This is a genomic window from Mesorhizobium sp. M7D.F.Ca.US.005.01.1.1 (assembly GCF_003952545.1).
Taxonomy (GTDB): domain Bacteria; phylum Pseudomonadota; class Alphaproteobacteria; order Rhizobiales; family Rhizobiaceae; genus Mesorhizobium; species Mesorhizobium loti.
Genome location: NZ_CP034453.1, coordinates 6,445,021 through 6,460,012, shown reverse-complemented (window position 1 = coordinate 6,460,012; position 14,992 = coordinate 6,445,021). Strand labels below are relative to the sequence as shown.

At 60.3% G+C, this 14,992-nt stretch carries 12 protein-coding genes; 6 read left to right on the top strand and 6 right to left on the bottom strand.

Annotated elements, in window-relative coordinates; all coding sequences use genetic code 11:
- Positions 1-5: 5 nt before the first annotated feature.
- From EJ076_RS31365 to EJ076_RS31355, 3 genes are read right to left on the bottom strand one after another with little or no spacing between them, the layout of a single operon-like run.
- Positions 6-3,131, bottom strand: a complete 3,126-nt coding sequence (locus tag EJ076_RS31365) for a virulence factor SrfB (protein ID WP_126070478.1) — start codon at positions 3,129-3,131, stop codon at positions 6-8.
- Between the two features lie 37 nt (positions 3,132-3,168).
- A complete protein-coding gene (locus EJ076_RS31360) occupies positions 3,169-4,410 on the bottom strand; it encodes a hypothetical protein (protein ID WP_095804222.1) in 1,242 nt (413 codons plus the stop codon).
- Entirely contained in the window at positions 4,407-5,342 is a 936-nt protein-coding gene (locus tag EJ076_RS31355) for a hypothetical protein (protein WP_126070477.1), read from the bottom strand. Before EJ076_RS31355 ends, EJ076_RS31360 begins: the two co-directional genes overlap by 4 nt.
- 366 nt (positions 5,343-5,708) lie before the next feature.
- Between EJ076_RS31355 and EJ076_RS36175 the strand changes: the two genes are divergently transcribed.
- Positions 5,709-6,584: a PAN domain-containing protein gene (locus EJ076_RS36175; protein ID WP_348639805.1), complete on the top strand. Its 876-nt coding sequence runs from the start codon at positions 5,709-5,711 to the stop codon at positions 6,582-6,584.
- A 90-nt stretch (positions 6,585-6,674) separates the two neighbouring features.
- Here EJ076_RS36175 and EJ076_RS31350 read toward each other — a convergent pair whose 3' ends face one another.
- Positions 6,675-7,415, bottom strand: a complete 741-nt coding sequence (locus tag EJ076_RS31350; RefSeq protein ID WP_126070476.1) for a hypothetical protein — start codon at positions 7,413-7,415, stop codon at positions 6,675-6,677.
- Between the two features lie 116 nt (positions 7,416-7,531).
- On the opposite strand from EJ076_RS31350, the gene EJ076_RS31345 reads away from it, so the two are divergent.
- Complete coding sequence (locus tag EJ076_RS31345) at positions 7,532-7,756, top strand: hypothetical protein (protein WP_126070475.1); 225 nt, start codon at positions 7,532-7,534, stop codon at positions 7,754-7,756.
- A gap of 917 nt (positions 7,757-8,673) precedes the next feature.
- Here the strand turns inward: EJ076_RS31345 and EJ076_RS31340 are convergent.
- A complete protein-coding gene (locus EJ076_RS31340) occupies positions 8,674-9,273 on the bottom strand; it encodes a sulfotransferase family protein (RefSeq protein ID WP_126070474.1) in 600 nt (199 codons plus the stop codon).
- An 834-nt stretch (positions 9,274-10,107) separates the two neighbouring features.
- Positions 10,108-10,779 carry an FCD domain-containing protein gene (locus EJ076_RS31335; RefSeq protein WP_126070473.1) on the bottom strand — a complete coding sequence of 224 codons (672 nt, stop codon included), beginning with the start codon at positions 10,777-10,779 and terminating at the stop codon, positions 10,108-10,110.
- Between the two features lie 172 nt (positions 10,780-10,951).
- Between EJ076_RS31335 and EJ076_RS31330 the strand changes: the two genes are divergently transcribed.
- Genes EJ076_RS31330 through EJ076_RS31315 form a run of 4 tightly spaced genes read left to right on the top strand, consistent with a single transcriptional unit; the run spans position 10,952 to position 14,861 of the window.
- Entirely contained in the window at positions 10,952-11,761 is an 810-nt protein-coding gene (locus EJ076_RS31330; RefSeq protein WP_126070472.1) for an ABC transporter substrate-binding protein, read from the top strand.
- Between the two features lie 9 nt (positions 11,762-11,770).
- The gene (locus tag EJ076_RS31325) at positions 11,771-12,550 is read left to right on the top strand and encodes an amino acid ABC transporter permease (protein ID WP_126070471.1); all 780 of its coding nucleotides are present in this window, start codon (positions 11,771-11,773) and stop codon (positions 12,548-12,550) included.
- On the top strand, positions 12,547-13,341 hold the full coding sequence (locus EJ076_RS31320; protein ID WP_126070470.1) for an amino acid ABC transporter ATP-binding protein: 795 nt from the start codon (positions 12,547-12,549) through the stop codon (positions 13,339-13,341). The genes EJ076_RS31325 and EJ076_RS31320 overlap by 4 nt, the downstream gene beginning before the upstream one ends.
- Before the next feature lie 11 nt (positions 13,342-13,352).
- On the top strand, positions 13,353-14,861 hold the full coding sequence (locus tag EJ076_RS31315; RefSeq protein ID WP_126070469.1) for an acyl--CoA ligase: 1,509 nt from the start codon (positions 13,353-13,355) through the stop codon (positions 14,859-14,861).
- Positions 14,862-14,992 lie beyond the last annotated feature (131 nt).

Sequence of the window (14,992 nt, the reverse complement as noted above, 5' to 3'; positions counted from 1 at the left end):
AGCTTTCACTGGATGGAGATAATTCCGGTGTCGAGCCAGTAACCGTCGCCCGCCTCGACCGCGAGCGTGTCCAGCTTCAGCTCCATGATGCGCTTGACCGGAGAGCCGTCGGCGTCCTCCGCGTCCTGGATCACGAATTCCTCGCGGGTCGCCTCGCTCGTAAGAAGCGCGATCTCGTTCGCCTCGTCGTCTTCCGGCGCCTGCACGTTGCGCGCGATCGTGACGCGGACCGGCTTTCGCACGCTCCGCGCCGACCGCGTCTGAGCGGTCGTCAGCTTGTAGAGCGGCGTCGCCACCCAGCGCTCCAGCGGAAGCTGCCTGAAGCCAATGCGCAGTGGGCTGTGGTAGTCGAACTCGGCCTCGGCTTCCGCCGTGGCGGCGTCGAGGTCGATGTCAGAGAAAAGCAGGGTCTCGTCCGGAAGCGCTGAGCTGCCCTGAAGCCGCCCGATGTACCGGGCCGTCGACTTCATCCGGAGATACTGGGAGTAGAGGGTGAAGTTGGTGATCTGCCGCTCCGCGAGCGCGCACAGCATGGCTCCCACGACCGCGGTCGTCTTCGGGTCGTCGATGTGCGTGTTGCTGACGCCCCGGAACGGATACCACGTGCCGACCCGGTAGTCCTTGATCGGAATGACGCGGTCAGGCAGGACAGACATCTTGTTCATGAACAGGCTTATCATCTGCGGCAGCCGCATCGGCCGCCCGGTCAGGAGCACCACGTCCGCGTCCAGATGGTTGATCGCTTCCGCGATGTTGTCGAAGACGGTGTCGAAGATCGACAGAACGCACTCTTCGACGGCAAGCGGGTCGACCGCTACGTCGCAGTCGGCGATCGTGAACTCTCCGGCCCCGAGCGCGCCTATGCTGTCCTTGAGATATCCGAGGATGCGCGCGTCCACCGGAATGTCGCCTCCGGCCGTCGTCCTTCCCGTGGTTTCGAAGAAGCTGCCAGCCTTCCGGATTTCCGTCTTACGGCTCGTCGCCGGCATGGCTTCGCATTCGGACAGGACCGCGATGGCGATCGGCTGCAGGACCTGCAGCACGAACTGGCGGCGCAGGTGCTTTTCCTGCTCCGACATGTTCGGGTTGTCGCCGGCGAAGCGGTCCTTGAGATAGTTCCGCGCGTTCGGAAGGCCCGCTTGGGCGAGCCCTTCCTCCAGCCTCGGTATGACAAGCCGCTCGATGACCACCTTGAGAAGGTCGTCGCCCGCGATGCGGAACCCCTCCCGGAAATTCTGGTCGGGGAACAGGGCGACATTGTCCGTTTGGAAGTAGGTCGTAACCATAAGGTCGGTGGTGCCGCCGCCCACGTCGACGCTGGCGACGCGAAGGGACCGCTCCAGCTTCTCCTTGCCCTTGGAGGGCGGGAGCGTTTTCGGCCTCTCCCTGTCCTTGCCGAGCATGTCGAACAGCGTCCTGATCGACCCGCCCAGCTTGTGCACGGCCTCGCCGTAGAGATAGACGAGATGAACCGAACTCGCCTCGTCCCATGAACAGTGGATTTCGGGGCGCTGGCTGTTTATGCCACTGTCGCTGTCGCCCCATCCCGACAGGGACCAGAGGAGCTTCACCGCGGCTTCGGCGCGCGACCGGAGAATGCGCTGTTCCTGGATCGGGGTCGCCGACGGGATCGTCAGGATGATCCTCCGCAGGCGGCGCGGAGAGTCTTTCAACCTCCTTTCCCGGCGGGTGCCGGGGTTGTTCATCATCGACATCGCCTGCGCGATGATTTCGACGAGCATGAAGGTGAAGAAGGACGACCTCGAGAAACAGAAGCGGCTCGCCGTCTGCAGTTCGCTCTCTTTGACTTTCAGCTTGAACTGGCGCCTGTCGCTCTCGAGTTGCTCGAGGACGTCGCCGCGGTCGTTTATGAAGCGGTACATGGAGCGCTCGATCAGCGGCTCGGTTCCCGCATGGCCCGCCGAAGCCGAACGGAACTTCCACTCCTGGAGAACCGGATCGGAACTCCATAGGTACCGCTTCGGCGAAGAAAGCCCCGTCGCGGCCTCGGTGCCTTCGGACTCTCCGCGCAGGCGCGAGGCTTCGGGACCGATGCGGAGCAGGCTTGGCCAGAAGAAGGCCCGGGGGCGGCCCGACCGCCTCGCTATGTCTTCCGCGCCGAATTCCCCTGCCACCAGCTCGCACTGGCTTTCGAAGGGATCGCGATAGACGAGTTCAGGCTTGGAGAGGTCGCGCAGCTCCAGGACGACGGAGTTGTTGAGATCGACGTTCACGTCGTCGGGAAACGACTGGATCAGAAGGCCGCACGACCGCGAGTTACCGATGTCGAGCACCAGGTCGACATCGACCGGATGGACGTTCCTGTTGTCGCTAACCGTATCGATGAGGGTGACGCGAACGGGCTTAATCACGCTGGCGAGAAACTGAACGAAAGTTATGTACCGGGCGAGGTGCTCGAACTGGAAAGGAAAGTCCTCGGGCCTCAGCTCCTTGCCCTTCCTCTGGAGTTTCTTGAAGGAATAGAGGATGTCCCTCAGCCAGTCGTCCAGCCACTTCTGCGCGTCCACTGGCCCTTGTCCGGGAACGTCGAGCTTGTGCGACAGGAACGAGATGACGTCGGGGAGCTGGCTGACGAACCGGAACGATTCGGTCCGCATCGCGTCCTCAGGACAGGGAGCGAGGTAGGGACGGTTCGTCTTCCGGGGCGCGAGCGAGCTGTCGAACGCGAAGATCGCCCTGTGCGTTCCCTTGCGGTCGCCGTGGGCATTCCGCGTCTCCGTAACCCTCACCCGGACCCAGTCGGTCGGGCCCTGCGCGTATATTTCGTTGCCCAGCGAGTCTTTGCCGGGTTCGATCTTGAAGAACGGCACCGGAACCCAGCGGTCGAGGAAGGTCTCGAGCGCCCTCGATTTCGCGATGTCGTACACCACGTCGTCGCCTTTCGGGGGGTAGGGCGGCTGGTCCGAGTCAGGATCGTCATCGTTCCAGTTCGGAAGCAGGCGGATCAGCGTCTTTCCATCCGAACCCGTTTCGCCCGGCGACAGCCGCTCGATGAACGACCTCGACAGGCGCGGAGAAGCGTCGAAGTCGAACCCGAACTCGACGAACTGGATGCCACTGTCAGGCACCAGCGTGAAGCCATCGCTGAAATCGGCGAGGTTGGTCAGCATTGAGTCGTCCTGTCAGGCTTGTTTCGGCTTGCCGTAGTCATGGGATATCGAACTCCATGACCTTCAGTTGCGTAGCATCGTTGGCTTTCACTACGCTCAGGGAACCGGACTGGGGGGTAGTGGAATCACCCCTCTTCAGGAGGACGGTGAAGTCGGTTTGCACCGACGGGTCATCCCGGCGGTCGAAGAGGTTTACGAAAACCTCGTAGTGGCCCGGCGGGGGATCGTCCGCCCACCTTATGTGTTCGATAGGCTCATTGCTCATTCGGTCAGGGACATTCATATCGATATCATGAGTGCCGCCGCATGCGGGTTGTCGCCGTTTCACTATTTCCCCGCTGGGGCATTTCACGGCAAGATCCAAATCCGTGCGGTTGTTCCAAGTGAGAGCTACCTCCATCTTGCCGTGCAGTCCCTGCTCGCGGTCGACGCGCTTCTTGGCTATCGCCGCCTGATCTAGCGAGGCCTGCTGGCACGAGTTCATATGCTGGCGCAGCCGCCCCTCGATCACAGTGGCCTCAGAAATTAGCTCCTGCGTTCGCAGGCTGGCTTGATCGACGGCTGGCGCCGGCGCGACAAGTGCGCAATACGCGCCCCCGCCCTTTCCGAATGCCGTTACGCCGAAAGGAAGGACCAAGCCGCAGGCGGGCAGCAGCAGCCACGCGGTCGCCCCCGCGAGCGCTATGGGAACAAGCCAAAGCAGCCAGCGGGCGATCGGCCGCCACCGGGAAGGACCGGCGGGCAGCACGGGCCGCTCCACCACTGCATCCGGAACGGGCGTCGGGGGCCGGTCCCGGGCGACCGCAGCAATCTGCCCCCGGCCGCTGGTCTCCGCGTCATGTTTTTCATAACCCCATGCAGTGAGGACGAGCACTCCGTCGCCCCCGTCGGAATCGCCGGAGACCCACACGTTCTCGTCGTCGGGGAATGTCACCGCGTTGCGCAGCGCGGTAGCCGTCGACCGGGCCGCCGGGTCGGTGCGAGCCTCGTGCGCGGCGGCCGCACGGAGAACTGATCGGACGGATTGGTCCAGCCGCGCCTTGTAGACGGACGCCGTTTCGGGCGGGAGGTCTGTCAGGCGGACAAGCGTCTCGTCCCGTTCGGTATACCAGTCGATCCCCGAGCCGTCCTTGCGTGGCACTGGTTCGGCCAGCTCAAGCCCGATGCCTCCGGGGAATTCCCGCCCGAGCACGGCTTGAAGCCTATGGACCGAGCGCTCCGCGGTCGATCCGAGGGATCGCATCAGGCTGAGGGTCGTGGTGGCAACGAACTGGCTCATTGGGCCGGGCCTCCGGCTGGCGCCGGGGCGGCGGGTCCACCGCTTCCGTCGTCGAGGAGTGGACCAAGAATAGAAGAATCTGTCTCGCATCCAGTCTTCGTGAGCTCGGCATTCATTTTAGCGATCCGCTCTTCAATGATGCGGTTGACCTCATCGCTGTTCACGGGAGCTGCCGTCCGCGGCGGAAGCGCCATCGGATAAACGAGGTTGCCAGGCCAAGCCGCGTAGATCAGGCTGGCGGCGAAAACTAGAGAAAGGGCAGCTATGGGCCAAAGCCAAGCCTGCCTATGTCTTGCGGAGGCCGCTGGGTGAGCCTCTTGGGCGGACGCTGCGGTGGGTTCGGGAACAATCACGCGCCGCAGGGGAGACAGTCCGGCGGTGGCGAAACCTCCGACGGCGGCCCAGGACTGCCCCGGCACCCAGGGAGAGATGCCGCTTGGAAGGTAGGGGCCAATTGTCTTCTCGCAGTGCCGCACGAATGCGGCGCGGGAGGAGCGGGCTTCCTCTGGCAGCACCCCCCAATTCGTGAGCACGGCGTTCTCGCCGACGGCGACGATCGAGGCTTCGTCCGCGACGTTGAGCATCGCGCCAACCGTTTCGCCGATTTCCCGGTCTGCCAGCGCCGGACGCAGCGCGTCGATCCGCGCCACCAAAATCGATTCGACCCTGGCGCGCTTTCCTCGGTCGATTTCGCTCAGCTGCTTCGGCTCGTCGTCAAAGCTGCTGAACCACGCCACTGCCAGGCGCCCGCCCTCCTGCTCCTTGGCGTTCGGTTCGGCGAACAGCCGGGACGCATTGTCACCGCACAGTTCGTCTATCCGGGCGAACGTCGTTTCGCAGTCCCGCCACATCGGCTTTCCGGCGACGGCCAACACGTCGCCGGAAAGCGCCGACGTTGAACGAACGAAGTGGACGTTGCCCCCTCGAGCCATTTAAGCACCTTCCCCTTGCCGCAAGAAATCGTTAACTATGCGGCATCCCCTCCGGCATACTTCGACGGAAAAAAACGTAGTGTCAACGAGCGCTCAAGTAGATTCGACTCAGATGCTTAACCTGTAGCGGACCGCAGCCTATTTCCCATCTTAGCGCCAATTCTAGTTGAATTGCATTCTGGCATTGCACATCCCCCATTTGGGGTGGAAATGCAAAAACTGGAGGATTACGGTCGCGCCGGGCCGAATTTGCCGAGCGCAACAGGGGCATTGCCAACGTCAAAAGAAAATGGGGCAACGGGAAAGATCGCGATCTGTCATGAGGTTTCTGGCTAGCCGTCTAACTCGCCTTCCTCCTCGCCAGTCATGACGTCAAAGTCAGCCAACCGCGCTGACTTGTCGGTCAAGACCCGCTTGAAACAGAATAATAGTGACACGGGAAACATGTTTGCGCATCTTTTTTTCTGCGGATACCGAGAGCTCCTACTTAGAGCCGCTGGCTCGTCTCTGGCAGCTCTCGTCGTTCTGGTTGGCATTCAACCAATCGGCGCGCAGACCACGGCAGTGTTCTTCGACTATCCCGGGACCTCACTGAACGGGGTTGTCAGCGCGCAGGTCATCGCACCCCTGCAGGCATGTCGATCCCTTTGCACCTCGCGTTCGGGCTGCGTAGGTTTTGATCACTCGTCCGCCGACAACAGTTGTCGGCTTTTGGCAGGGGTCAGCTCCGCCGGCGAAAGCCGGGCGTCGACAGCAGCTACGCGGAATCTGATCATTGGGTATCGTCCTCCCTCAAACCCGCCCGCAACGCCTTCCGCCGCCCAGCCGAAACCCCAAGTTTCACGCGCGGCGCCGCCGAACATCAGCGGCCGCAAGGTGAGTTATCGATCGATTCCCGGCGACCCCAGGCCGATAGGCTGGGTGTATATCAATGTCTGCAGCGGAGCCCCGGTGGAAGCGGATTCACTTCGCAGTTCTATCAACGGATTTGTTTTTGAGTCATTGCGGCTCATTCCGGGCAGGATTGAACAGTTTGACAGGAGTACCACACCGCAATGTGCGCTCGTACCCAAGGCCGTCGGGTATGCCTCGCCGGGCGCCGAGGAGTGGAGAATCGGAGCGGCGCTAGAGGAGATGCGTCCGCTCCTTCGTCCTGCCGGAGTGGGAACACGGGCGGACGGTCTATTGCCCATGCAAGGTTCCGACCGATACCGCATCGACATATGGCTTAGCCACGAGTGAATTTCCCGGCTACTCTATCGGGCGCAGCAGCTAGGCGTTGATGTCTGCGCGTAAGCCGCTCAATTGCCCAGTTCTAGCCGTGCGATCGTATCAGCAGCCGTCGAGCGCCTTAATGCCTTTGATGTAGTCCTTGCCGCCCTCGTTCACGGTCGTCACTTCCGCGCGGCCAGAACATGCTGTGGCACCCTTCCTGAACGCATAGCTGACGAAGAATAAGTCATCTCCCTTCGCTTCGATGCCGAGAAGCTTAAGGGGCGCCTGCATCCCTCCGTAGAAGCCACTCAGGGCCGCGGCGGAGAGAGGACCCCTGGCGCTCTTTTCAGGGACTACAAACCGCGCCGCCTCCTTGCCGTCCCCAGTGCCGAGGGCCAGGTAAAAGGCCCGCACAACGGTCGCTGCGGTGCCGGGCTGTTCAGTGATGTCCTCTTCAGGCGCGATGCTCCCTACAATGGCCATCAGCGGGGCTCGGCGATTTGCGTTTTTTGGAGCCCATCGATCAACGATGCCGACAGTCACGCGGCGTCCGATCAATGATGCCATGGCGCCCTCCATGCCGCCGACCGGCACGACGTGAACCTCGCGGAAGCTGGAGGCGGAATCAGCAAAGCCCTCGCCCTCAAGGCAAATGTCGGCATCCAGCTCCAGTAAGTAAGTCGGCTCGGGCTGGTCTCCTGTCTGCACGTCTTTATAGTTCGGCGGCCCGGGAAGTATTCGTCGATGGAGATCGCCGCTCAGCCGCGACGGCTGCCCTTTCGAGATATCGTAACAGGCGGCCTGGCCCCCGCTGGCCGCAGCTATGGAAATCAATACGCTTGCCGCAAGTCGTCTCATAGGTCGCTCCCCAAAAAGCCCACTGATGGCATTCATTCATTGAGGCTTCAACCGGTACTTGACCAAATGTATAAACCCTCAGTCGTCTCCGAGAACGATCGTCACTAAAATGTTCAATGAACATTATACTTCTCTGCCCACAGCCAGGTTTGATTGCTGCGGCGTCTTTGGGGCAGCGCGATCCTAATCCTTTGTTCCGCAAGGGTTTGCTGGACGCAGGCTTCAATGCCTATCGGCGCAACAGCTGGCATCAACGCGCTCTGAATTTCCGCGGTCGTCACCGCAAAATCGTCGAAACAAAGCCAGCAGACCACACTGGTGCAGCTTTGCCAGAACCATGACGTGCCATTGGCATTACATGATCTCTTTTTGTTCTCAGAAAGTCGCATAAATGGCAGACTGGAATTGGCACACGCGTGACAGCCCAGCTAGGCGTTATCCAATCGCGCTCCACGGCAGCGGATACGCCGATAGCACCCATGATGGATGGCCATTTACGAGTCTCTGTGTGCAAAAAACGCACACGAAAGTTCCGCTTCTCTTCTTTTTTCGTTCCCACGATGAAGCCGCCGACAGCCCTATTTGGACGCTCTTTTGCCGACGATATTGACCGTTCCATTGCGGACGTTCACTGCGATATCCGTGCCCTTTGTGTCCGATACGGCGTCCAATTTGCCTGGGGTTCCTGGAAGGTTTTCGAACTTTCTGTCTTGCGACTCCCGTTGAGATGCGCGCGCTTCTGAAGGAGGTGGGGCTGTCTGGATCCGCTGTGGTGCAACTGGGTTCGAGTCGGTAGAGAGCTACCGCCAATACCGAGTTCGTCTGCTGACGGGACTTCGCAAGCGAGATCAGCAGAGTCAAATCCTGTCCCCGCAACGACCCCCTGGCCTCGGCGTGATCGCGGCTCGATGCGCTGGGTGAGCCTGTCGCGAGCAACAGGTTCGGGCGGGGTATGTCGATCGCCTAAGCCGCGTCACATAAACTGAACATCGTCCGTTTTGTGTGCCTGTCTACGGATCGTCAAGTTGGCCCAAGGCTGCCGTTCGGCAATGCGCCTCAAGTTGGCCATTGAACTTATCATGGCCGCCGTCCAGAAGCGGACATCCGAGCGGCTAGCCGCAATGGCACCTTTGCGCCCAACAGCGGCCACCTTCCCCTTGCTGGTGCACCCGCTTCTATTGGTTACAAGCATCGGAGCGGCCGTGGACAGGCTGCTACGCGCGTTACCCGGGCTACGGGGTCGAACTCGGTGCGGGGCTTATTTGGCGAAGCGGCTTCGGAATTCGGTAGTGGTGTTGCTGTGGGGGAAGGGTTCGGCCGGGATCGGCACGCCGAGAAAGGCGCACAGGTTCGGCCAGCCTTCGGCCACCTGATAGACCAGCAGGCGCGACGGCGGGAAAGCCGAGATCACTTCGGCGTTGTGGGCTTCGAGCACTTCGATAGCATGGGTTTCGTCGTCGAGACGACCGCTGAAAATTTTCGTCTCTATGACGGCCCGGCCAAAACTTTGCGGGTCGGAGGTCTGGCCCATGGTGTTGAAGATCGTGGCGCGTGCGCTCCTGTACCAGTCCTCGGGGTTGCGAACGGTGAGGATCAGCTTGGCGTCGGGGAAATACTCTGCGAGTTCGCGCCAGAAATAGGCCGTCGGCCAGTCGACTGCCGACTTGTAGCCGGCATAGACGACGTCCCAAGCCACCGGCTCGCCGCGCCCCGCGGCGCGGATCAGGTCGCGGTGCTCGGGGTTAGAGTTGACGTCCTCCATGTGATGGCACGGCCCGAACCCGAGCATTTCAAGCGCCAGGTTCAGAGTGTGCGTGCCGGTGCGGCCGAACCCTGCCCCGATAACAGATAATGCCATGCAATCCTCCTGTGGCGGGAGCGGATCATAGATTGCAGAGGTTGGGAAGGGAGGATGGTCCTGGCGCTCACCCTGAGAGACCAAATCGGCATATCGAGCGATGCGCCGAACTCGCTCTGCCCGAAGGCTACATAGCGGGCCGGCCGGTTACGGCGTCGATAGCGATCCGAGCCGCAGGAACTAGGCGGCAGTCTTCGTTTCCAACATCATAGCCCCGACAAGGGTCGCTTCGGGGCAATTTCGGCCTCGGGCAGTAGGTGGTCGTATGTCCGCATTCTCGTTGCACAGCCCGGACGCTCCCTATCAGCTCCCGGCCCGGAGGGGGTCGTTGAATGGTCCTACAATTCGGATTCGACCGGTGCTCCTGGAAGCTTTTCGAACTTTCTAGGTCGCGCCTCAGCCCGAATTGCGGTTGCTTATGGATAAAGTGGGATTCGGGTTTTGGATAGCTATGAAGGCATCGACTTCTGGCGCGTGCGCCGGATAGCGCGTGGAGGCGACTAAGAAAGACGAGCAAGCCGAGGTTACCGAAGCTGCGGCCCAACCCTCCGCCCGACCGCCTCCCACGCCAGCTCGACCGGCGCATGCATAGGCTGCGCCAAGGCGCAAGCCGTGAGGGAAGGCTGTGGGATAACTCCTACTGCGGTAGCACCCCAACATGCGCCACCGCTTCGGCAGAGGGGTCATGGAGGGCCAGCAGGGCTAGCAGCGCGAACACTGATCCAACGAAGATAGCTCGGACAGGCTAGCAATATGATCCATTTTCGCAGGCTGCACGTGTTCAGGCGCGAATTTGGAATACGTCTGACTGCAATTGTGAAGCCGAATACTCGCTTACTTGCGGGGATCGAGCAGACTGCGGGCTACGTCTTCTATGTGCGTGCGCATAGCGGTTTCCGCTTGCAGGGCGTCGCGACCGCTGATGGCATCCAGAATGGTCTTGTGCTGCTGCGCATAGTGCTCCCGTCGCTCCGGCGTGAGTACAGCCTGACGCAGCTGGCTCCACGTCCTTTGCCGTCTTATCGCATTAAAGCTATCGAAAATTGAAAGCAGGAGTCGATTGCCCGTGACCAGACACAGTGCCCGGTGGAATTGCCCATCCCAAGACTCCCACGCTGCAGGATCTCCCGAGGCTCTTCCTTTCTGAACTAGTCCGAACATATCGGAAATTTGAAGTTCGCTCGCACGCAGCGCTGCCATTCGGGCGATCTGAGGTTCGATCGCTAGGCGTGCCTCTAGCGCCTCGGCCGGGCTCGTGTTTGCGGTAACGAACGACAGTTGTGTCGGTGCTTTCTCGGGACGCGAACCAGCAAAGGTACCCTGACCGACATGGCGCCAGATCCGTCCTTCCGCCTCGAGCCGATCAAGCGCCACCCGCAACCCCATTCGACTGACGTCAAGCTGCCGCGCTAGATCGCGTTCCGGCGGAAGCCGGCTCTGCGGCTGGAAACGGTTCTCACGCAGCATTTCGTCAAGCTTCTGGTGAGCGTAGTCGGACCTCTTCATACTAGACCATTCCGCATTGGCTTATTTTGATTGGCGAGCGCCCACTGTGTGTTGACAGGGCGCAAGCGTTGGGAAATAGATAATGAAACTCATAACAAGAACACTATCAACAAATAGACCAATAAGCAATGGTCCAAATCGTTGGGCCGATAAACAAGGGGAAGGTTGCCAGATGTCTCGTTTCTCCAAGAGTGCCGGTTGTGCCATCGCGCTCGTCTTCGCGGTTGGTGTTGCTCATGCGGCTGAGGTGGCGCCGCCAGCGGATATCGCCAAGGCGGGCAAGATCACGTATTGCGCCGAATTCGGGAACCCGCCGCTCGGTTTCTACGACGAAAACCAGGTTCTGGGCGGTATGGATGTCGATATCGGCACAGAGATCGGGAAGCGGATGGGGGTAAAGGTCGAGTGGAAGGAGACTGCATTCAGCGCGATCGTTCCGGCTCTCCTGGCGAAACAGTGCGATGCCATTCTGTCGCAGCTTTTCGACAAGCCGGCGCGCCGCGAGGTCGTCGACTTTGTCAACTACATGTATTCGAGCCAGTCGCTCTTAGTGGCGAAGGGCAACCCGAAGAATGTCAAGGGACTTGATGATCTTTCGGGTCTCAAGGCCGCAGTGGACAATGGCACGACGATCCAGAGCCTGCTGGACGAGCAGAACAAGAAATTCAAGGAAGCTGGAAAACCTGAGGTAACGGTCACGGTCTTCCCAAAGGATTCCGATGCTCGCCAGGCGCTGCAAATTGGCCAGGTGGATGCATACGGAACCACTCTCGAAACAGCTGCTTTCTTCCTCCAGAAAGCGGGCCATATTTTCGACATTGGCGGCGAGCCGTTCGCTAAGATCAAGACCGGAATCGCCACCCGCAAAGGTGAGGTCGAGATGCATGATGCCGTTCAGAAGGCCTTCGATTCGATGAGGGCCGACGGTACCTACAAGAAGTTACTCGCGAAGTGGGGGCTCGAAGGGGACGCAATCGAATAGGCGGCCTTCATGAACTTCGAATGGGGCGTTTTCTGGGAGTACCTGTTCTGGCCAAGTTCGGTCTATTTGCACGGTCTCTGGCTGACCCTAAGCATTAGCGTGGTCGCTCAGGGCTTCGGAACCGTTCTGGGGCTGTTCATAGCCTTGGCCCGGATTTCGAAGCATCGCCTTCTGCAAGTGCCCGCGCGAATCTTCGTGTGGGGTTTTCGCGGCACGCCATTGCTGGTGCAGATCGTTTTTATTTACACCGGCTTGGCGGCCGCGAACATTTTTCGCTTCGAGGACATCAATCTCGGCTTCGCGACGCTTCCCGGCAATCTGCAGGCAGGACTTCTTGCATTGACGCTGAATGAAGCAGCCTACATGGCGGAGATCATTCGAGCCGGGATCAATTCCGTCAACCTAGGCCAGACGGAAGCGTCAAAGTCCCTGGGAATGACATATGGCCTCTACATGCGCCGCATCATACTGCCGCAAGCAGCGCGCGTAGTTGTCCCGCCGCTGGGCAACGAATTCAACAGCATGCTGAAAAACACGACACTGCTGAGCGTGATTGGCGTCCCCGAACTTCTGCTCGCAACGCAGATGGTTACCTCCGTAACCTTTCGTGTTTTTGAGCTGTATATGGTGGTCGCCTGCTACTATCTGACCCTCACCACGCTCTGGGGCTTTGTCCAGCAGCGGCTCGAGTCACGGTTTGGCGATCCTGCCGCGGCAGCTTCCCGCAAACTTGCATCAAAGGGATACCGGCGCCTGTTCGGTTTTGGACAAATTGGAGAACCGCGATGAGCGATGATCCGGTGGCGGAGCCTGCGATTGTCACCGCGCGCGGAGTGGAAAAACGCTTCGGAGACCTTCAGGTTCTCAAGGGAATCGATCTTACCGTCCGCAAGGGAGAGGTGGTCGTCATCGTTGGTGCGTCGGGGTCGGGCAAGACCACGTTCATACGCTGCATCAATCACCTTGAGAAAATTCAGAAGGGTCGGATCGAGGTCAACGGCCATCTGATCGGCTATCGCGAACGCAATGGTCTGCTTGTTGAAGACAGCGAGCGCAACATCGCTCGTCAACGCTGCGAGATTGGAATGGTCTTTCAGCTGTTCAATCTTTTTCCCCACCTGACGGCCCTCGAAAACATTATCGAAGCGCCGATTCACGTGCGCAAGATTCCGCGTGAGGAAGCGCTCCGAACGGGCCGCGCATTGCTCGCCCGCGTTGGCTTGGCCGAAAAAGAGAACACTTACCCCGCGCAACTGTCTGGTGGTCAGCAACAGCGTGTGGCCATTGCCCGTGCGCTGGCCATGCGTCCTGCCCTTATGCTGTTCGACGAGCCGACCAGTGCGCTCGACCCTGAGATGATTGGCGAAGTCCTGGACGTCATGAAGGAACTCGCCCGCGAGGGCATGACCATGATCGTGGTGAGCCACGAGATGGGCTTCGCGCGCGAAGTGGCAAACCGCGTCATCATGATGCACGGCGGCCAGATAATAGAGGATGCGCCTCCGGAGCAATTCTTCACCGCGCCTGCCCATGAACGGACCGCGGCATTTCTATCTCGAGTCATTGGCAAGCGAGATTGAGGGCGGTACGCATGAACACGATCCGCGATATCCTAAGTTCAGCGCCCTCGAGTGCTCGAGCAATTGGGGCTCCCGCGCGCTCGGACGTCACCTCGGGAGAACTGCTGGCTCTTGTCGATCGAACGGTCATATCTCTCAACAATCTTGGCATTGGGAGGGGTGACAAACTAGCCATCGTCCTTGTCAACGGCCCCGAGATGGTCGCCGCCTTCCTAGCCTGCGCAACCACCTGTACTACAGCTCCACTCAATCCAGCCTACCGCGAGGACGAGTTTTTCTTTTACCTGGATGATCTCAAGGCGAAGGCGCTTCTCGTTGCGGCCGGTAGCAAGAGCCCAGCGCTCGCTGCAGCCGCTCGTGTCGGGATACCGATAATTCACCTGCACGCACGAGAAGAGGGTCCGGCTGGTCTCTTCGATATGTCGGGCACACCGTCGGTGGCCACCACGCCTGGACCGGCGGAATCTGAGGATATCGCCCTGGTCCTCCATACTTCGGGTACGACCTCCAAACCCAAGATAGTGCCGCTTAGTCATACGAACCTGCTGACTTCAGCGGCAAATATCGTAGGGACGCTCAAGCTCGGGCCGTCGGACCGTTGCCTCAACATCATGCCACTCTTTCATATTCACGGTCTGGTGGCGGCCGTGCTGGCAAGCCTGTCGGCTGGCGGCAGTGTCTTCTGTACGCCCGGCTTCAATGCGCTGAAGTTCGTCAGCTGGATGAACGAGGCCAAATCGACCTGGTATACGGCCGTGCCGACGATGCACCAGGCGATTCTGGCGCGCAGCAGTGGCAATGCGGAGCTTATTGCCGCCAACCGGTTGCGGTTCATCCGTTCGAGCTCGGCATCATTGCCATCACCCGTCTTCGCCGAAATGGAGCGCGTTTTTGCGTGCCCGGTTATCGAAGCCTACTCGATGACTGAGAACGCCCATCAGATGACGTCCAATCAGTTGCCGCCAGGCCAGCGCAAGCCAGGAAGTGTCGGCGTCGCTGCGGGACCCGAGGTTGCCATCATGGCCGCGGACGGACGATTGCTTGCTCCCGGACAGGAAGGAGAAATCGTCACACGCGGCGCAAACGTCACGCGTGGCTACGAGAACAACCCGAAAGCGAACGCCGAGGCATTTGCTCACGGCTGGTTTCGCACCGGCGATCAGGGTGTGATGGACGATGACGGTTTTCTTCGCCTTACGGGCCGGCTGAAGGAGATCATCAACCGCGGTGGCGAGAAAATCGCCCCACTTGAGGTCGATGAAGTCTTGATGGCCCACCCTGCGGTTCACCAGGCTGTGACCTTCGCCATACCGCATGACAAGCTTGGTGAGGACGTTGCCGCGGCCATTGTGCTGAGGGAGGGAGCCCAGGTAGGCGAGCGTGATATTCGGGAGTTCGCGGCGGGTCGGCTGGCCGACTTCAAAGTGCCACGACTTGTAGTCTTTGTGCCGGAGATCCCGAAGGGCGCCACGGGCAAGATGCAGCGCATTGGCCTCGCGGCAAAACTTGGGCTCGCATAGGATGGTCAACACCGCATCACGCGCCAAGATTGATTCCGCAGCGGTGCTCGCCCGCTTCAGGGAAGCGAAAGCGAGCGCGATCGGACGCGAACCCCGGAGCTGTCGCGACATTTTGCAATCGTAACTGACAA